This is a genomic window from Candidatus Zixiibacteriota bacterium, assembly GCA_022865345.1.
Classification (GTDB): domain Bacteria; phylum Zixibacteria; class MSB-5A5; order MSB-5A5; family RBG-16-43-9; genus RBG-16-43-9.
Genome location: JALHSU010000063.1, coordinates 1 through 18,549 on the forward strand (window position 1 = coordinate 1; position 18,549 = coordinate 18,549).

The following is an 18,549-nucleotide window of genomic DNA, read 5'->3' on the forward strand; positions in this document are numbered from 1 at the left end:
GCGGATTTTCCTTCAACCGGGCATTTGGTCTCGCAGATACCGCACCCGATGCATAAATTTTCTACCACATAAGGTCTTTTGACCTTCTTCAAAGTCCCGTCATAATGAATTACCTCTTCCTCTTTCAAAATGATCGCCTTATCAGGTACCGGGCAGTGCTCCTCGCAGACCAGACAGTTAACGTTCTTATACCAAGGGAGACACTTACTCCGGTCGATAAAAGCCAAGCCGATGACCGTTTTTTTCTTAGTAGCCTCATCTAAAGGATGAATCGCCTGGGTGGGACAGACCTGGGTGCACATAACACAGTTATATTCGCAATAGCCTGTGCGGGCATATCCGACCGGGGTCCAGAAAGCCTCTAATCCACCCTCCAGAAATGCGGGCTGCAGAAAATTTCCCGAAGTTGAGCAGACTTTTATACATTCATTACAGCGAATACATCGGTCTAAGAATTCATGCTCAAGCCTTGAGCCTGGAGGCCGGATTAAACCCGTTTTCATATTCCTATCTTTGAAACTCGTTTTCAAAAGGGCAACTGAGGCTAAACTTAGAGCTGATGAGGTTAAGACTTTTCTACGTGTGAGGTCGAACCTCTGGGGTTTAAACTTTCCCTTGAAGTTTATCTTAGTAACGTTTGCAGGGCAGTCCTTCACGCAATCGTAGCACAGGACACATTCCCTGTCCAGAGTCTTTTTGAAATCGTCTTCAATCGCATCCATCTTGCACAGGTCTTTGCAAATGCCGCAATCGGTGCACTCTTCTGTTACTCTCCTTTTCAAAATCTGAAATTTGGACAGGAAGGCATAGAGCGCTCCCAGCGGACATAAATTTCTGCACCAGAATCTCCTGGAGATAAATTCTAAAAGAAAAATAGTCAGGATTATTATCAAAACCAGAGAAGACATCCTGAAGAAATTGACCTGGTTGGGCAGAAGGGTAGAGGTGAAAAAAAGCTGTATTTTGCTGAGGAATCCTTGAAGAAACGTCAACTGAAACAGATGGTCAAAGACCAGGGCAAAAAAGCCAGTTACTATCGGAAAAAGAGAGAGGGTTAAAGAGCGGTTATATAAGGCAATCGGGTCTAAAAACCAGATCAGCTGAGAGGAGAAAATTGCTCCCAATAAAAGAAAAATCAGAATATAATATTTTAAGGATAAAAGCTTTTTAAAACTTTTTCCCGCTTTATTTTTGAAGACATGGCTGAAGATATCCAGACTTACTCCTAAGGGGCAAACCCAGCCGCAGAAAACCCTGCCCAAGGGTATGGTCAAAAAAACGAAAAAAAGGGAGAAGATAAAGGTGCTGAGGATGACTTTGTCCGATAACATCGAAGAAAGGGCAATAAGCGGGTCAGCTCTTAAGTAAAGATCAACCGGGATTTTCAGGGATAAAGGAAAACTTGCCCTTAAGAAAAGGTAAAAGAAAAAAAGGAGAAAAATGATCTGTGAAATACGTCTTAGAGTTTTCAATTAAATTATCCTGCTCCACGGCGGATGTTATCATCCGCCTGGCTCGACCGCTGGATGATAACATCCAGCGGGAACAAGGATAGTTCGCTGTTCGCTATTTGGTCTTCGCGAAAAGCTAAAAACAAAGAACTTGCGTAGGGGCGGAGTTTATCTCCGCCCAAGGTGGACGGGTGGAGGCCCCGCTAAGCGGGATTTCGCAAAGCTCAACAAGCTCCACCCCTACGCTTCCTTAAGAAGCAAAGCTGTATTTCTCAATTGCCAGCTTGCTCAAATCGATCTCCCCCAGACCAAACTTATTACCCAAAACAATACAGGGCAAATCCGCTGGTTTCAAACCAAAAAGGGTGGTCCCGTAAGCATCGACCGAGGCAATGTTTCTACCTGCAATTACAGTCTTGGTCAGTCTGACATCCTTAGGATTTCCGCCGGTGGGACCTTTATCTACAAGTATGCGGTAAGCATCCAGGATGGTTAGTTTCGGCTTTATGAAATTGGCAATGTCAGCTAATTTCTCATCGATGCTCTGATGGATATTTCCCCGGTCACCGCCTAAAATTCCCATCAGATTCTTCATCCCCAGAGTTAGCCTAGATAAGCCGTGATGTTTGGCAATCGGGATATTAATCAAAACATCGCATTCTAAAGCAAGTTTATAAACTGCCCAGGATTTCAGCAGGACACTCTGAGGGAGTCTGGTCTCCTTAAAAAGTGGATCCAAGGTATAACTGACCTCAGCCCCTGCGTCAGAGGCTGCCTTTTTAATCCCGCTGCTCTCATAGCACCTCTGAGCCGCATTACAGGAGCGGTCAAAAACCTTGACCTTTTTTGCTCCGGCCTCCAAACACATTTTTATCACTTCAGAGACAACCTCAGGATTGGTATTAGCTGCCAGCTCAGGCTTCCTGTCCCATCCGATGTTGGGCTTAACCACCACAACATCTCCTGTGGACACGAAATTTTTCATCCCGCCCAAAAGCTCTATGGTTTTTCTAACCATAGGCCCAGGAGCACCTCCTGTGGCTACAGCTAAATCTGGGGTAGTTGTTTTCTGGAGTTTTTCTCCAAAAGAATCAAGCGGGAGAAAAGATGAAAAACCTAATGCCGCTCCCAAACCCAAAGAGCTTTTGATGAAATCTCTTCTTCTCATATCAAAACCCCTTCCTGCCAGCCTGATTTGATTAATTCGATTTTATTCAAGTCACTTGTTCCGGCTTTGTATTTTGTATCCGCTAAAGGTATATGAAGAGGCGGAGGGTTTAAGACCCATTTCTCTCCCCGGTACTCGTCTCTTTTGCTCTGGATAATCTTCAGAGCCACTGTGTCGACTGCCACATGGTCAAATCCTAAGATCAAGCCATTATAATTCCACAAATACTTTGGGTCGACCTGAGGTCCTCCGTTGAACAAAGGTCTCAGCCCGTCCAGAATAATAAGCCGGCATTTTGATTTTATCTCCGGATTGGCGCACAAAGCTCCAAAGGAGGAACAGCAGTCCTCAGTATGATATTCAACTGCATTGTCAACTGCACCAGCCCAGTTCTTGATGGAAAAGGCTGCCCCGGAAAGCCAGTGGCTTTTCATCCCGGGAACGTTGATCAAAGCAGTAGATTTCTTTATGACATTGCTCAGGTGGTCTTTGGCAGATCCAAAATTCTTTGGTCGGGAATGCATCTCTGCGGAGCCTATTCCCACTTTGTCCCTGTCCCAGACGTAGATATTCTTGTCCTCTACGCCAGCTTTCAGCAGGTTAGCAAAAATAAGCTCGATTAACTCCTTATGCGTAGGTGTCATCATTAAGTTAATCTTGATTCCGACTGTATCTTTAGAGCTGAAAAGATTTCTCCAGACCTTCAAAGGGTCATCCTCACTACCTAAATTCGACATCCCGGAATCAAACATTTTAGAAAGGAGATTTTTATCCACTTTCAAATCTTTGTCCTGAACATTTTTATCCCGTACCAGTACCACCCTCTCTTTTTTCTCCTCCTGAGAAGACAAGACCTCAGGAGATACCAGCCCCAGAGCGACCCCTAAGGTGGTTAAAGTCGTTCCCTTTAAAAAATCTCGCCGGGTAAAAGATATTTTCTCTTTTTTAGTCAATTGGTTACCTCATTTTTAAGTTTCGTAAAAAGGCTCCAGTTGCCTTTTCATCTTTGCTTTCAAAAGTAAGCCACAAGTAGTTTTTCTCAAGCTCGGCTCCTACGAATTTACCCTCCTCTACCTTCTGAATTATCCTGTTACCTGAAGGCTTGACCTTGAGATATTTTGTGCAAAAGTTTTCAAAAGTAGATTTAGCTGAGGAGGTATCTGGATAAATGACCAGAAGGAGCTTCAGGTTCATCTTTCCTAAAAGATAATCTCCCATCACCGCAGAGGTTTTTTCGCTCAGGTTCAGCAAATTCTCAGTGGAAAGAAAATAGAGATTATTCAAGATAATCTGCTTGTGGAAAAACTTTTCGGAATTTGGAACCAAGCCTTCCCTTGGTAGCCTGGACAGAAGTTCCGGCAGCTTTGTTTCCAGGTATATATTTTGCAGGACTTTCTTACCCAACTCAAGAATTGCTTCTTTAGACTGATCGTTTCCGCTCATATCTGTTATCCGCACAAAATACATGAATTTCCAGAACTTCAAAAGGCCTGAGCCGTAGCTTGCCCGGTCTCCGATCTGAACATTTTCCCCTTCCTGGTCCAGAGAGTAAAGCCCAAAAGCATCCTCCGTGGTTCCCATCGTGTATATCTCAGCAGTAATGGATTTTTCACCGGCATTATACTCTTGGACCAGAAGTTTCTGAAAATCGTAAGCGAGGTAAAGTTCAGCACCCCCGTCCAGATAATCATATAGATTCTTCCGGTCAAATGACTTTGCTTCACCTGATTTTTCGAAATCCTTTACCTTTTGAGGGAAGACAGGTCCAAACTCAACTGCCATAGTAACTCCGCTGAAAATTATGAGTGATAATACTGTTAAAGAACTGAAAAGAAACCCGTGAAAAAATCTATCAGGATAAAATACTGGAGTTCGAACCTTTAGGTTTGCCAGACAAAGGTTGTCTCTTTTTTTATTTTTCATGGGTAAAGCTAAAGTTATAGCACCAACGCACGTGACATACTTTTCCTGTAAGGATGACTCATCCTTTCAAAAGTCCAGGGAAAAGGCGTACCAGAATCGCTGAAAGGTAACCCATTGCGTTGAAAAAGATCAAAACCCCGATGATCATAAGGAAGACTCCGCTGATGGTCTCAATGATTCTGAAATACTTTTTCACTTTAGCGAAAAATTCCAGGAAAAGGTTAAATCCGATCCCGGTTATCAAAAAGGGTATACCTAAACCTAAGGAATAAGCTAAGAGCAAGCCCATCCCCTGGGTAATGGTTTTTTGATTGGAAGCTAACACCAGAATCCCAGCTAAAATCGGCCCAATGCAGGGGCTCCAGCCAAAGGCAAAAGCCAGACCGATCAAAAAAGACTCTAACAAGCCCACCCCTTTTTTCCGGGCATGAATTCTTTTCTCATAATCCAGCCAGGGTATCCTGAAGATTCCGACCAGATGGAATCCAAAAATAAAGATTATGACGCCGGCGATTTTATTGAAAATGGATATTTTCGAGATAAGGAATTTCCCCAGAAAAGAGGCTGATGCCCCTAAAAGCACAAAAATTACAGAAAATCCGAGGATGAAAAAAAGCGAGTTTAAGCTGGTTTTCTTCAGGGTTTCAAGCTTGTCCTCTTTTTTCTGAAGCTCCTCTAAAGTCAGCCCGGAGATGAAAGATAAATACCCTGGTATCAAAGGCAGCACGCATGGCGAGATGAATGAGATTATACCCCCCGTAAAAGCCGCTAAAAGTGAGACGTTATTCAGGTATCCTCCTTTAATTTAAGTCCAATTATTAAAAATACGGATTGAAGTCAAGGAAAATTTAGGGTTTATTGGAAAATGCAGGGATTTATTCTGTTTCGTTAGGAGCTACTCCTGACACAACGATCAAAATACTTGACAAGCGAAAATAAGAGGTTTAGTTTACGTTAAGTTAAAAGAATAGCTCTCAATAGACGGGCTACATAGAGATTTTTGGAATTTTAATAGAAAGAATTCTTCCATATTTATTTTGGATTTTCAAGAATAAGTGATTTATAAATAGTTTGAACTCTGTGCAGAGGCTAATCATTTTTCAGTTTGTTACCCTTAGGTGACCTGAGATGTAAGGAGGCGGTGCAATTGGCAAAAATGGAGCTACGTGGGATTTATTAACTTTAATTTAAAGGAGGTTGATTGTGACTATTTTAAAAATCAAATCGTTATGCCTAATATTATTCCTCTTAAGTTTTCTTTTGATGCATCTTGGTGGGTCTTCTATTGTCAATGCAGGAGAGAAAGAAGTAACTTATGTTAAGATACAGGAAAAGACATATGACAAACTCATAAAAGGAATGGCTTTAGGCAGTGTGGTCAAGGGTGGGCAAGTAGAAGTCTATCCAAAAGTAATTGTGCTCGAAGATGAGGTGCAGTTTCTTGACGAAACCGGCAGAATAGTTTCTCGAAAACCCTTGCAATCTAATACACGAAGAGAAGGAGAAGAATACTATGGAAGAACAGCAATTCTGTCCAAGAGAGGCAACTTTGTCGCACTTTATGATTACATCGGCAAATCCGCCGACGTCGATTACATTGTAGAGCAAGAATACACCATACTCAACGACAGAGGGGAAGAAATATATAAAATAAAAGGTCTTGTTGAAGGAAAGGATTGGGAGGACCGATTATTTATTTCGGATAAAGATGGATCAGCAGTAGAAACCAGAATCGCCTACGGAGCTATCGATTTCTATAGCCCAAACGGAGAAATGAAAACAGTTCCTATTTTCGGTGAACTTGGCTGGGGGAACAGAATTGCAAATCTGGCATTCTCTGATGATGGTGAATATCTATCTGTCCTAGTGGCAGATAGAGCAAAGCCAGCGACCGGGGTGCTTTCTTTTAAAGCCGATGTTTGGGTTATCCTATTTGATAAGAATGGCATTGAACTCTGGCGAAGAAAAGTGGATGAGAGCCAAATCGGAAATATCGCTATTTCAAAAAAAGGCGAATACTTGATCTTCAAGGCTTACGCCATCGCGGGAGAAACCCCGCCAAAGAAAGGAGAACACCGTGACTTAGCTAGTGTTACCCTTGCACTATACGACAAAGAAGGAAAAGGGTTGAATTTTAATGATGTATCTCTCTTCTCTTTTGGTTTATTTTGTTTTTCGCCACAAGCAGATTACGTAGCCATAGGCGGCGGTAACCTTATCAGATTGATAAAAACCAAGGACGGTTCAACAGTCTATGAAAAAGAGCTTCCGAAGGACATAGCCATCACGCAATTACTGTTCTCCGACGATGGTGAGTATCTTATAATTAGAACGAGGGTTCCCATCGGGACTGAAAAGATAACTGAACGTGCTACTACACTTGAAAGGCAATACAGGACAGTCTATACCGATCGAGTATTCCTGTATAATATGAATGGAGATCAGGTTTGGTATAATGACTTTTTCGGTTTAAGAGGGATTTTTTCTAAGAACGCGGCTATCGCCTTTTTCTGCTCCTCCCCTGACAGGTATGAAATTTATAAACTCAAGTAGAAAAAGGAGGGATCAAAAATGAGGAAAAGTAACTGTCTTTTTCTGTTCCGTCAGGAGCTACTCCTGTCGGTTATTTATTGACATTGTGTCAGGAGAAGAGCTCCTGACACAACGATCAAAGACATGGTTTACACCAGCTCCTCGATCTTTTCCTTTATCATCTGCTTTATTTCCTGAGCGTCGATTTTCTCGGCGATCTTTTCCGCAACTCTGGCTGAGACCTCACTGACTATCCTCCGGGTCAGGTTCTCAAAATCCAAATCTTTGACTCTTACTGTCTCAACGGATCTGACTTCTGGTTTTTGCTCCCCCGGTGTCTCCACTTTCATCTCCTGGTAGACCATCGGTTCGTCTTCTTCCATCCCTTCCATTTCTTTTTTGAACTCGGAGACGAATTTTTCGTAACTATCCTCTTGCTTGATTTTCGGCTGAGTTATCTTCTCTCCTTCGTCAGAGGTGAATTGTTCCACGCGGGGTTCGAACACGGATTTGTCCTGTACAGATTCTGGCACCCTGTCTACACCACTCGGATATGCCTCTGGCTCCTTTATTAGATTCATCTCTTCGATTTTGACCTGAGAGGTTTTTTCGGTTTTCTTTAGAGATTCTTCCACCTTCTCCAAAAATTCTCTGGGAGAAAAAGGCTTGAGGATAAAAGACTCACAGCCTGAGGTTTTAAACCCTTCCTGGTTGACTGATTCTCTGGAATTAAGCAGCATAACCACCGGGATATTTTTCAGAGCATAGTCGTTTTTAAGATCCTGACACAGGGTAAACCCGTCTTTGAGCGGCATGGAATTATCCAGAAGCACCAAGTCTGGTGAAATTTTCTTAATCAGGGTAAAAGCCTCTTCTCCATTCTGAGCCAGAAAAACCTCATACCCTTTCTGGCGGAGCAGAAATTCAGCCACGCTGCGGATAGTCTGGCTATCATCCGCTACTAAGATTTTATTGGGCATGGCAACCCTCCCTATTTAGATTCCTTCTTCTCATCTGACAATCTATGGCTGGCTTCCTCTAAGAGCTTTTTCTCCTCTCTGGTCAGATTCTGATAACCCACCTGGTTGATCCTATCCAGGATCTGGTCAACCTTTGACATTAGCCTCTCGGTCTTCTTTCTTTTTTTCTCGGAGGCTTTGACTTTAAAGTTATGCCCTATATCTCCTAAGTATCGGAAAAAGCTTTTGATTCTCCAGTCAACCTTGAGATATAAATATCCGACCACCATCCCCCCTAAATGTGCAAAATGGCCAATCCCATCCCCGGTATAGCGAAAAGAGGCTAAAAGCTCGATCCCCCCGAAAAGCAAAGCTAAATACTTGGCTTTGATCGGAAAGAGAAAATAAAGATAAATTATCCTCTCCGGAAACATCAGTGCAAAAGCGACTAAAAGCCCGAAAATAGCGCCTGAAGCTCCGATGGTGATAACTGAGGAATTAAAGGATAAAAGAAAACTTGCCACTCCTGCTCCGACTCCGGTTATGAAATAATATTTGATGAACTCCTTTGTGCCCCAGGCTCTCTCGATATCCCCTCCAAAGATGTAAAGTGCGAACATATTGAAAAGAATATGAAAAAGACCACCGTGCAAAAACATATAAGTGAAAAGCTGCCAGACATACCCTTCCTTAACCAGGGCAGGAGTAAGCCCGAATATATGAAGGAGCTTGCTGCCTAAGAAAAGCTGGGCCAAATAAACTATTCCGTTAACCAGCAGAAGCGATTTTACCCCTCTGGTCAGGCCTCCGCCCCAGCCCAGATTATAAGAGCGATAATTGTAACTCATAGTTATATATAAATATCGGTTGTTTTAAAAAATACCTAATCGGTTTGATTCGGCTCTTTAAATATAATACGTGATTTAAAAGGCAAACATTCTATACCAATTTAAGCACATCGTTGGGGCGTCCAATTGGAGGTCCCGAGGAAGAAGGGTGGAGACAAGCTCCACCCCTACGCAACTAAAAAAAACAGTAGGGGCGGGTTTTAAACCCGCCCCTACATTATTTTAATATCTGTCAAACAGCTTCCCCCACTCGGTTTTCTTAAACTGGTTTATCCTTGCCCTGCCGATCAGGGGATACCAGAGAAAATCATGATAAAGATTGGAAGCTAAAGGTGCCCAGAAAACCAGAGGGGATTTTAAGGCGATTTCTTCCAGGAACTTCAAAGGACCAAGCCTCAACATCTGGTCCCCCCAGATCACGAAGCTTTTCCTGGTCTTAAACCCGAAATTAACTGAGGATATGTCTTCGCCTGTTATCTCTATGTCTTTTGGATCGCCCACTCCTAATCCTTTCTCCTGGCACAGTCTAATGTAAGGAATCCGTAATGGGTCAAACCCCATCATCTTAGCTGCTATGGCATCCAGCGCCACGGAATCATTTGAAGCTAAGATGTAATTTTTTATCTTCGGCTGCATCGTCCTGGGACCTGCTCCATCTCCGCACACTGTTCCATCCATAACCGCAATTATACCAGGATGAAGCTCTTTTTGCATAATCATCAGGTCGACTAAAACCTCGTGAATATATTTATGCGCATAATGCCTGACCTCTTTTAAAAGCCCGCCAAAAGCGTTTTTAACCGCGCCTGTAGTTACCGAATGGCCATGAGTCTTCAAAGTCGGCAAATGGATGATCTGTTTACCTATATAAATTTTGGGGATTTCTATCCCCTCAGGAAAGATATCATTGAGCCTTAAGAGCTTTTCCTTGAATTCATATTTGACCCATTCAGCTTCAGGCAGAGGGTTGAACTTCAATCCGTACTTTTCCAGAACCGGTATCCAGCGGTTATTTTTCGCTCCCTTGACCGGGTCAGTCACCACGGTCTTGTTTTCCACCGGGAAAAGTCGATCTCTCTTGAAACCATCCTCGACTAAAGTCTTGAGCACTCCTTCTAACTGCCAGGGCTCACTTGAGCAGGCAGGGAAATATTTGGTCCAGGATAAATTGAGCTTGATTAAAGTATCTTTTTCCCTGGAGATAAATTTAGTATAGTCCAGAAGATGAAGCAGCTTCTGATAATCCTCTAATACCTTATCTGTGCTGGTCTTTAATACCACCACTTTAGAGCCAGGCATAATTAATCTCTCCACGCTTTTATAGATATACGATTAAAATCACGGAAAAAAACCAGAGCAGGATGTCGAAAATCAAAGGTTTATCAGTGAGGAGGGCAGTGGTGGGACTTCCCCCTTTTTCTTTCTGATGAATCAGATAAAGGTATCTGAAGACCCCATAAAGGACAAAAGGGATGGTCAAAGCCATGTGGGTCGTGCCTAACTTATCCTCTACATCCGGAGAAAGGGTGTAAAAAGCATAAGCCACAACTGTGGAGGCAGTCACTACCGAGATGAGCTGGTCCAAAAAATAAGGGGTATATTCAGCTAAGCTTTTTCTATGCTCGAAAGCTTTGTCCTCCAAAAGGACCAACTCATACCTCCTTTTGCCGAACCCCAAAAACAGTGCCAAAAGTGTGGTGCAGACAATCAGCCAGGAGGAGATCTCTACATTGATAATTACCGCTCCAGCCACTGCTCTTAAGACAAACCCCAGGGATATAGCCATCACGTCTAAAATCACTACATGCTTTAAGTATCTGGAATAAATCAGATTCAAAGCCAGATAGGAGAACGCTACCAGTCCGAAAGTCAGGTCGAGATAAAATGAAAAAGCCAGGGATATGACAATAAAAAGTAGGGAAAAAGACAGGGCGGTAGAAGGTTTGAGTATGCCAGAGGCTAGAGGCCTTTTGCTTTTCAAGGGGTGAGCTCTATCGCTATTTAAGTCCAGGATGTCATTCAGGAGGTAAGCTCCACTGGTCAAAAAACAGAACAGAAAAAATGCAATTAAAACCTGCAGGAACAAGTCGAGCTGGAAAAGATTAAAAGAGAAGACTAGCCCGGCAAAAAGGACCAGATTTTTCACCCATTGCTGGGGTCGCATCGATATAAAAAGCGCCTTAAACATCCAGAGCTCCGGAAAGAGAAAATGAGGTAAAATCAAATTCCTCCAGCAATTTCTTTATCTTCAGCTTCATCAGATCCAGGTTAGTATAATGCCTGAAGCTTTTGAAAAAGCCGATCTCTTCTCTGGGCTGGTCTGGATCGATCTCCCAGGGATGAAAATAGACTATGGCAGACCGGCCTTCTGAGTTGAGTTTTTTTATACCCCAGCGGTTATACCAGTAGGGAAATATCCTCAGATAAGCTCCACCTGCCACCGGGAGATTTAAGCCTAAAAGACGCACTGTGGACAAAGGAAACTCCTTCAATTCCTTTCCGTTTTTGAGCTTTAAAATATGCGGGAAACGGGGAGCTGAAGGCATCCCGTATTCCGGATGTCTTATAGGAAAAATGCTGGAGTCGTACCTTATCCCTAACTCGGACAGAACTTCAAAAGCCCAGAGGCATCGAGAATTAATCGAAAAGGAAGGAGCCCTGTAGCCTAAGACCTGTTTGCCGGAAAGTTTTCCTATGATCTCTATGGATTTCTTCACGTCCTCCCTGAATTCTTTTTCGGTCTGGGTGAAGACCAGAGAATGGGAATAGCCGTGCGAGCCGATCTCATGCCCCTTCTGTTGAATGGTTTTTATCGTCTCCGGGAAATGCTCTGCGATCCAGCCCAGGACAAAAAAAGTTGCCTGGACCCCTTGTTGCTCCAGAAGGTCCAGGATCTCGGAGATGTTGAAAGATAACCTCTTCTCACAATAGGACCATCCTTGAGGGGTTATAGCCTCTTTGAGGTTCTCCACCTGAAACCATTCCTCTACATCTATGCTCAGGATATTTTTTATATTCATAGGAAAAATAGAGCTTACTTTCTTTTCCTGGAATAGCCATATTCGTATCCATAATATTTATTGCTGTAATAGTAGGGCAGGACCTCATCCATATTGTTCATTATCACCCCGAGCAGTTTCACCTGGGCATTTCTCAGGATCTCAACTGCTCTTTTCGCCACTTCCACCTGGGTAAACCCGGCTTTCAGCACTAAAATCGCCCCATCCATCAAAGAACCTATGATCAGAGGATCCGATACCGGGATGACTGGAGCGCAGTCAGCAATAACCAGGTTAGAATAGAGTTTTGCCTCTGCTATCACTTCCTGCAAATAAGGGGTATCAATAAGCTCAGCCGGAGTATTAGTTTCCTGGCCACTGGTCATAACCTTTAAATTCTCCAAGGAGGTCGGCTTCAGGCAGTCCAGCAAGTTGAGCTTACCCTGCAAAAGCTCGGAGAGTCCTCTTTCCTGGTTTAAGGAGAAAAGCCGGTGAAGATTGGGTCTTCTTAAATCACAGTCGATCAGGATTACTTTCTTATTATGCCGGTGCGCGATCTCGATCGAAAGTAAACTTGCCAGGGTGCTTTTTCCTTCACCCAGGGCCGGGCTGGTGATCAGCACCGACTTTATCTCCTGGCCGGGCAGGTAGTTCCTTAAATTCGAATAGACCCTTCTGAACTCCGTCGCAACTGGAGATTCGCTCTCATAGAAGCTCAGGATATTTCCGCCGGTTTTTATTCTATCTTCCATAAAAAGGTACCTACACGCTATCTTTAAACTTCCTCTTATTCAATTTCTCCAGGTATTCTATTCGGGGGACAGTCCCTAAAACTTTCAAACCTAAATATTCCTCCACCTCTTCGACTTTCCTGAAGGAATGGTCAAAAAATTCCATCAGAACCACACCCCCGCCTCCTATGACCAGCCCCAGAAGACAACCCAACAGGGTGATTTTTATCCGGTCGGGCTTGACTGGGGAAAGTGGAATGCTGGCTGGCTCTATTACCCTGAACCTGTTCTGCGCCTCTGCCTGCTGAACCTGCTGGGAGATCTGGGAGCCCTGGGACTGGGACACGAACATCTCGTAGATGCTTCTGTAGGTTTCAACGTCCTGCTGCAGGTTTCTCAGGGTCTGCTCCTGATAAGGAGTCCGGGCGAGCCTGTTTTTTATCCCCTCTACTACCTGGTTCAAAACCCGCAGCTTTTCTTTCAAAAAATTCAGGTTTATCTGATTTAAGGAGTAACTCTCCAAAAGGGACAAAACATCTGCACTCACTTTTCCCCTCTGATTCTGGGAGATGACTTTGATTTCCGCCTCGATCTGATCAAGCAGGGATTTGGTCTTCTCGGTTAAAGTGAGGACTTTGGCATCCCTCCATGAATATCTGGTCAAAAGCGGAATATACCCATCCACCGAAGAGAAGAGCTGGCCTTCTAAGCTCTTCAAATTGTCAGAGGCAGTCAGGGACAGGTTTGCAGCCTTCAGACCAGTCAGCTTTCCTTTCAGGAAGTTGTTCTGGTCTTCCAGGTCCTTGATCTCCAGATTAGTGGCATCGATTACCGAGACTATTACCCTCAGATTGGTATCCGAGGCTATGCTCTGGTCAACATCGCTCTTCAGGGTTTTCTCCTTATATTCTCTTAAACGATTCTCCGCCTCCTCTAATTTTTTCTTGTAAATAGCCAGTTGCTCATCCGAGAAATCCAAAGCACCCCTGACTCCTAAAAGGTCGTACCTCAGGCTCTCATCTATGAATATCTGGGCTAAGTTTTTAGCCATCTCTGAACCCAGCTTGGGCTTATCCGAGTAGACAGTTATCTCCACTAAGTTTTCTCCCTTAAACCCCACGCTGATATTCTTTCTCAGCTGGTCTATCAGAATTTTTTCAACCAGTTCCTCTTGGCTTATCTCCGGGAATTTGGACTTGATGCTTTTGGCTTTATTTATCACTCTGGGGTCCTGGTTTAAATTCAGATTATAGATTAGCCTTCTTAAAAACTCGGTAGAGGTTATCTGATTGGTTATAGTGGCCAAGCGCTGCATCCTGTCCTCTGGCCGATTTCCGCCAGGGGTCGTCCCGGGGATCAAATTCTCCAGAGGTCTGGATAAAAGCCGGCTTTCGCTGATCAGAACAGTGGTAGAGGATTTATACTGTCTGGGGAGAAGAAAGCTACCGGCAAAGCTGACCAGGGTGACCGTAAGGAAGGGGATAATCAAAACCAGTCTCCTCCTCTGTAGAACTTTCCAGTATTCTCTAAGGTCAACCCTTTTTCCTGTGCTCGAGCTCATCTGGTTTGATCTCACTGGTTAAGCCGGTCCACCAAAAGATATAAACTGATGATAGCAGTAGAAAGAGGAATAAGGTCCCGGCTGAAATTCCAAACCCTGGAAAGAAAACCTCCTCCTTTACCCGGGATGACTATAGTGTCCTCCGGATGGATTAGCAAGCGAGAGGGTCTTCCTTTAGAACTGAAATCTTCAAGATTTATTTCTACCACGCTGGAATAGGTTGCCCCTTTGATCAAGACCTTAACCTTTTTCATATTAGCATTCGGGGTGGGACCTCCAGCTAAGACGATCGCATCCAGAAGGTCTATCTCTGCCTCTAACGGAAAGACCCCAGACCTTGCGATCTGGCCATAGATGTAATATACATTTCTGCCAGTAAAACTCGGAGTCGAAGCTCCCCTTTCGCCTCCTAAGCTTAAAATCGAACGGGGTATCTCGACTGTATCCCCGATTTTGAGTTTAGGCAATTTAGTGAAATCCCCCTTCTCCAGCGCCTGGGCCAAATTCACCCTCAAGGTCTTGCCAGCTTCATCCCCTCCCCTTATGATTTTGACGGCGCTTAAATCCGCTCCCTCGGCCGGACCTCCGGCTTCTGTTATCACTTCCCACAGGTTCGGGATTGACTCAAAACTGTATTTGCCCGGACGATTCACCTGTCCCTGGACAAACACTTTCTGGCTGTTGTACTCCACGATAACCACAGTTGCCTGGGAGATACTTTTGTTATAGAAGGAGATCTTTTCCACAATTTTTTTCTGAAGTTCAAATGGGGTTAACCCCGCAGCCATAATCTCGCCGATCACCGGGAGGGAGATCTTGCCATCCTGCCTGACCTTAAGGGCGCTGTTTAAATCCGGCTGCTGCCAGAAGCTTATGTTCAAGACATCCTCCGGGCCAATCCGGTATTCCTGAGAAAAAGAGTTGACCGGAAAGCTCAGTAAAAGTCCCACGGTCAGAATTATCCAGAGTACGAGTTTTTTTCCCCTTAACATAACTCTCTCCTTTTTTTAGTCTAAAATGTTCGCAAATTAATATATAGAAAATTAAAGTGATGTAAAGGGAAAATTACTGGTCACCTTCTTTTCCTGATCCGAAAATTTAGAATTTAATAAAACTCTCCGAAAAAGCGGAGGATAATAATCAAGCAGGGGTGCCCGACCCACGGTAAATCATTGCCTTGCGGACCCGTAGGCGGGGCTCCCAGCCCCGCAATAAGAGATTTTTCGGAGATCTCATACAATAAATTCGGATAAAACTCTTTAATTCCTCCGCCCTAAAGCTGAACGGTATTTTTCAGGGATACCTCCTCTCCGCTATAAACCAGGGTTTTGTTCTTTCCTGAGTTTTTAGCATTTAGCAGAGCCATATCCGCGCCATAGATCAGTTTTTCAGGGGTGCGGGCATGCTGGGGATAAATGGCTGCGCCGGCTGAGACGGTCAGGTGGTGCTCCATTTGCAAGAATTCATCCACAAAGGGGTGGTGCTGGATGCTTTTCCTTAATCTCTCGATGAACTTCAGACATTCCTCCTGGCCTGTTTCCGGCATGATAATGCAGAACTCATCCCCTCCGTAGCGGCAGACGATATCGATCGACCTGACCACCTTCAGGATTAACTCTCCCAACTGTCGGATGATCTGGTCCCCGGATTGATGACCAAAAGAATCATTGTAGATTTTAAACTCGTCGATATCGAAGATAACGAAAGCCAGCTTCCTCTGATAGCGTTTGGCTCTGAAGATCTCCTCGCTCAGTCGCTTGACAAAATACCGATGGTTATACAGTCCGCTCAAGCTGTCAGTATAGGAAAGCTCTTCTAACTTTTTATACTGGGTGATATTCTTTAAACTCACATTAAGCACATTGCTCAAGAAGTTTAAAATTAGGAAAACCTCCTGGTTGTATCTGATCCCCTCGGCTCTGCCCCCGATAAGCACCAGTCCTAACTGGTCGTCTGGCAGGGAAAGAGGGAAACAGATCTGGAACCCCTGGCTTGTCAGGCGAGCCAGGAACTCATTCCCCTGATATTCCTCCAATAACTGGTAAAGCTGGAACACAGACTCTTTCTCCTTGAATTTTTCATACAGGGGGTCATCCTCCTCCAGGCTCAACTCTGAGAACTGAAGGAAATCGATCCCTTTGGAATATTTGGCTTTCAATTTTTTACCACCAGATTCCGGCAGGAGGATCAGAACTGATTTGGTATTCAACTGTTTTTGCAGGTTCTGGGCAAAATTGAAAAAAAGCCGATTTTGATCTGAGGACAAATAGATCTGGTTAGCCGCCTGAAAAAGAGAGTACAGGTCGAAAATCCTCCTCTTTTCCTCTGCCTGGTCTAAAGAGACAGGGGTTCTCTCCTGGCCTGATTTATCAATAGATTCCGGTTTTTTCTCCTGGAATTTTCTTTTTAATTCCCGGAACTGCTCTATCCGGATAATCCTCCGGCTCACCAGGAACAGGAGTTTCTTCTTCTCCTCCGAGATTTTAAACTTTTCCGAGGAAAATAAGACAAACCCTACCAGCTCTTCTTCTGATTTAAGGGTGAAAGCTGATTCAAACACCTTCTCCTTTAACCAGGAATTCGAGTGAAATAATTTCTCTTTCTCCACCTGCAGGTCGGTGATTTCAATCTCCGATTGTTTTTTGAGGAACAGGACTAAGGGGTCGTCTGCTTTTAATACTCTCTTCCTGAAGCCTTTCTTTTTACCGGAAGAATCGAGTAACCGGTATTCCTCTCCATCTTTAAAAAAAAGCAGAAGCGTCCTGGTTTGAAAAAGCAAACCGAAGAAATCTATGAGCAATGAAGCCAGTTTAACCCTGGCTTTTCCATCAGCCGAGTAAAATCTTTCCTCCTCCAGACCTTCCAACAGGATGTACCATTTGAGGTTCTCCTTCTTTAGCTTTTTTAAATTATTTTCTAAAAGCAGGGCTCTGAAAAAAACGAGATAGAGGGATACAGCTAATAACCCCCCTAAACCTGAAAACTTAAGATACGGATCTGAGGAGAAAAAAGCCAAGAGGAACAAAATAACGTAGACTAACCCCCAAAATCCCCAGAAAAGGGTTTTCCGAACAGAATTAAACTCATCTTTCTGGCTGGTTGTAAAGGAGCTATTTACCCGGAGCTTTTCACTCAAATCCAACCCTCCTTAGAACCTGAGAGAATCTATCAAGGGAAGCATCTCGCTTTTCATTTTTTCTAAAAACCTCAGGGCTTCCTTTGCCCCCTCAAATTCCGGATCTAAAACCAGGGCTTTTTCCAGTTGCTCTTCTGAGGATTTGACCAGGTTTATAAAAAAGAGGATATAGCAACACCCTAGATAGTTCAGCTCTTTTTCAGAGGACAAAGAAAGGCTCAATTTCTTTTCCAGTTCCTGGATATACTTTTTCAAGTCCTCTAAATCAAATTTCTCAGGCTCCATATAGAAAGAGAAAAAAAGCTGGTGAAACCTGGTGAATTCCATCTTCTTATTCAGATAACCGTTCAGGCTTTTTCCCAGATATTTAAAAGCCTCCGTGTAGTTGTTTTGAGCCAGAAGCTCTTTACCTTTGAGAAAATCATCGGTTACTGTCTCCGGGTTTAGCTCTTTTAACTTCTGAAGATCTTTTTCTATCTGCGGAAGCTCTGGAAGTTCGGATAAGTTTATTCTCTCATCTTCGCACAGGATAGCTAAACTGCTCAAAGCCGAGAAAAGCAGGTTAACTCCATCTTCCGGATTAAGCTGGATGCTCTTTCCCAGTTGTTCCCGGGCTGAAATGAATTCCTTCTTCAGAAAGTAAAGCTTCCCCAAACTGCTGTAGACAAAAGGGGCTTCAGGTAAAAGGACTTGAGCTTCCAAAAGATTTTTTTCTGCTTCAGCCGTTTCCCCTGATTTGATGGCTAAAAGTACCAGCTCCTCGTACAATTCTGGCTCCTCGGGCCACTTTTCCAGAGCTGAGATTAATAAATCGACCCCTTTCTCCGGTTTTCCTGCAGAGTTAAAATAGAGGGCAAGAGTTGAAATCATACTAAGCTTATATTTCTCCACCAGCAACTGGAGATTATCCATCTCCTGCTTTAACCCTTTATCGATTCTGATCTGCTCTGAAGTTGGCATACTAAACTTCCTGGTGAGATTCTTCCAGATATAACTCTATTTTTTTCCCCAGTTCCCGACCTATCTCCAGGTTAGTTTCCCCTGTTTTTTCCTCTGTGGACAGTTGAGTGAAATTTTGAAACTGTCTCTCGGCCAGCTTGAGAATATACCGGGAGTAGAAGATATAGGCTAAAGCCAAGCTGTGCCTAAGGTCCGGATAGTTTTTCCCCTCGACTATCTCCTGGGAGAGCTGGAGCAGGTAATCTTCCACCTCTTTTTTCTCCACGACTTTGGGATCATAC

Annotated in this window: 17 protein-coding genes; 1 reads left to right on the top strand and 16 read right to left on the bottom strand. The window is 43.8% G+C overall.

Annotated features, from left to right (window positions below; translation table 11 throughout):
* From MUP17_02740 to MUP17_02760, 5 genes are all read right to left on the bottom strand, one after another.
* Positions 1-1,472 (bottom strand): 4Fe-4S binding protein (locus MUP17_02740; protein ID MCJ7457891.1); only part of this gene is annotated, 1,472 nt, incomplete at its 3' end.
* A gap of 229 nt (positions 1,473-1,701) precedes the next feature.
* Positions 1,702-2,619 (bottom strand): DUF362 domain-containing protein, encoded by a 918-nt coding sequence (locus MUP17_02745; GenBank protein MCJ7457892.1) that lies wholly within the window; start codon positions 2,617-2,619, stop codon positions 1,702-1,704.
* Positions 2,616-3,572, bottom strand: a complete 957-nt coding sequence (locus tag MUP17_02750) for a DUF362 domain-containing protein (protein MCJ7457893.1) — start codon at positions 3,570-3,572, stop codon at positions 2,616-2,618. Before MUP17_02750 ends, MUP17_02745 begins: the two co-directional genes overlap by 4 nt.
* 4 nt (positions 3,573-3,576) lie before the next feature.
* Positions 3,577-4,401 (bottom strand): hypothetical protein, encoded by an 825-nt coding sequence (locus MUP17_02755; GenBank protein MCJ7457894.1) that lies wholly within the window; start codon positions 4,399-4,401, stop codon positions 3,577-3,579.
* 199 nt (positions 4,402-4,600) lie between these two features.
* Entirely contained in the window at positions 4,601-5,269 is a 669-nt protein-coding gene (locus MUP17_02760) for a cytochrome c biogenesis protein CcdA (GenBank protein MCJ7457895.1), read from the bottom strand.
* Positions 5,270-5,745: 476 nt separating this feature from the next.
* On the opposite strand from MUP17_02760, the gene MUP17_02765 reads away from it, so the two are divergent.
* A complete protein-coding gene (locus MUP17_02765) occupies positions 5,746-7,095 on the top strand; it encodes a hypothetical protein (protein ID MCJ7457896.1) in 1,350 nt (449 codons plus the stop codon).
* A gap of 128 nt (positions 7,096-7,223) precedes the next feature.
* Here the strand turns inward: MUP17_02765 and MUP17_02770 are convergent, their stop codons facing one another.
* From MUP17_02770 to MUP17_02820, 11 genes are all read right to left on the bottom strand, one after another.
* Positions 7,224-8,054: a response regulator gene (locus MUP17_02770; GenBank protein MCJ7457897.1), complete on the bottom strand. Its 831-nt coding sequence runs from the start codon at positions 8,052-8,054 to the stop codon at positions 7,224-7,226.
* A gap of 11 nt (positions 8,055-8,065) precedes the next feature.
* Positions 8,066-8,881, bottom strand: a complete 816-nt coding sequence (locus tag MUP17_02775) for a rhomboid family intramembrane serine protease (protein ID MCJ7457898.1) — start codon at positions 8,879-8,881, stop codon at positions 8,066-8,068.
* A 222-nt stretch (positions 8,882-9,103) separates the two neighbouring features.
* Entirely contained in the window at positions 9,104-10,180 is a 1,077-nt protein-coding gene (locus MUP17_02780; GenBank protein MCJ7457899.1) for a DUF362 domain-containing protein, read from the bottom strand.
* Between the two features lie 19 nt (positions 10,181-10,199).
* Entirely contained in the window at positions 10,200-11,069 is an 870-nt protein-coding gene (locus MUP17_02785) for a decaprenyl-phosphate phosphoribosyltransferase (GenBank protein ID MCJ7457900.1), read from the bottom strand.
* Positions 11,062-11,901 carry a DUF3473 domain-containing protein gene (locus tag MUP17_02790; protein MCJ7457901.1) on the bottom strand — a complete coding sequence of 280 codons (840 nt, stop codon included), beginning with the start codon at positions 11,899-11,901 and terminating at the stop codon, positions 11,062-11,064. The genes MUP17_02785 and MUP17_02790 overlap by 8 nt, the downstream gene beginning before the upstream one ends.
* 14 nt (positions 11,902-11,915) lie before the next feature.
* Complete coding sequence (locus tag MUP17_02795) at positions 11,916-12,632, bottom strand: CpsD/CapB family tyrosine-protein kinase (protein MCJ7457902.1); 717 nt, start codon at positions 12,630-12,632, stop codon at positions 11,916-11,918.
* A gap of 10 nt (positions 12,633-12,642) precedes the next feature.
* The gene (locus MUP17_02800) at positions 12,643-14,172 is read right to left on the bottom strand and encodes a Wzz/FepE/Etk N-terminal domain-containing protein (protein MCJ7457903.1); all 1,530 of its coding nucleotides are present in this window, start codon (positions 14,170-14,172) and stop codon (positions 12,643-12,645) included.
* An 11-nt stretch (positions 14,173-14,183) separates the two neighbouring features.
* A complete protein-coding gene (locus MUP17_02805; protein MCJ7457904.1) occupies positions 14,184-15,164 on the bottom strand; it encodes a polysaccharide biosynthesis/export family protein in 981 nt (326 codons plus the stop codon).
* Between the two features lie 281 nt (positions 15,165-15,445).
* Positions 15,446-17,308: a GGDEF domain-containing protein gene (locus MUP17_02810; protein ID MCJ7457905.1), complete on the bottom strand. Its 1,863-nt coding sequence runs from the start codon at positions 17,306-17,308 to the stop codon at positions 15,446-15,448.
* Positions 17,309-17,320: 12 nt separating this feature from the next.
* Positions 17,321-18,268 (bottom strand): hypothetical protein, encoded by a 948-nt coding sequence (locus MUP17_02815; protein ID MCJ7457906.1) that lies wholly within the window; start codon positions 18,266-18,268, stop codon positions 17,321-17,323.
* Between the two features lies 1 nt (position 18,269).
* A partial coding sequence (locus tag MUP17_02820; protein MCJ7457907.1) for a hypothetical protein occupies positions 18,270-18,549 on the bottom strand: 280 nt, incomplete at its 5' end.

Bases quoted from the DNA above. Each gene is read 5' to 3' on its own strand.
- MUP17_02745 (MCJ7457892.1), bottom strand. From the start codon at position 2,619: ATGAGAAGAAGAGATTTCATCAAAAGCTCTTTGGGTTTGGGAGCGGCA.
- MUP17_02755 (MCJ7457894.1), bottom strand. From the start codon at position 4,401: ATGGCAGTTGAGTTTGGACCTGTCTTCCCTCAAAAGGTAAAGGATTTC.
- MUP17_02770 (MCJ7457897.1), bottom strand. From the start codon at position 8,054: ATGCCCAATAAAATCTTAGTAGCGGATGATAGCCAGACTATCCGCAGC.
- MUP17_02775 (MCJ7457898.1), bottom strand. From the start codon at position 8,881: ATGAGTTACAATTATCGCTCTTATAATCTGGGCTGGGGCGGAGGCCTG.
- MUP17_02780 (MCJ7457899.1), bottom strand. From the start codon at position 10,180: ATGCCTGGCTCTAAAGTGGTGGTATTAAAGACCAGCACAGATAAGGTA.
- MUP17_02785 (MCJ7457900.1), bottom strand. From the start codon at position 11,069: ATGTTTAAGGCGCTTTTTATATCGATGCGACCCCAGCAATGGGTGAAA.
- MUP17_02790 (MCJ7457901.1), bottom strand. From the start codon at position 11,901: ATGAATATAAAAAATATCCTGAGCATAGATGTAGAGGAATGGTTTCAG.
- MUP17_02795 (MCJ7457902.1), bottom strand. From the start codon at position 12,632: ATGGAAGATAGAATAAAAACCGGCGGAAATATCCTGAGCTTCTATGAG.
- MUP17_02800 (MCJ7457903.1), bottom strand. From the start codon at position 14,172: ATGAGCTCGAGCACAGGAAAAAGGGTTGACCTTAGAGAATACTGGAAA.
- MUP17_02805 (MCJ7457904.1), bottom strand. From the start codon at position 15,164: ATGTTAAGGGGAAAAAAACTCGTACTCTGGATAATTCTGACCGTGGGA.
- MUP17_02815 (MCJ7457906.1), bottom strand. From the start codon at position 18,268: ATGCCAACTTCAGAGCAGATCAGAATCGATAAAGGGTTAAAGCAGGAG.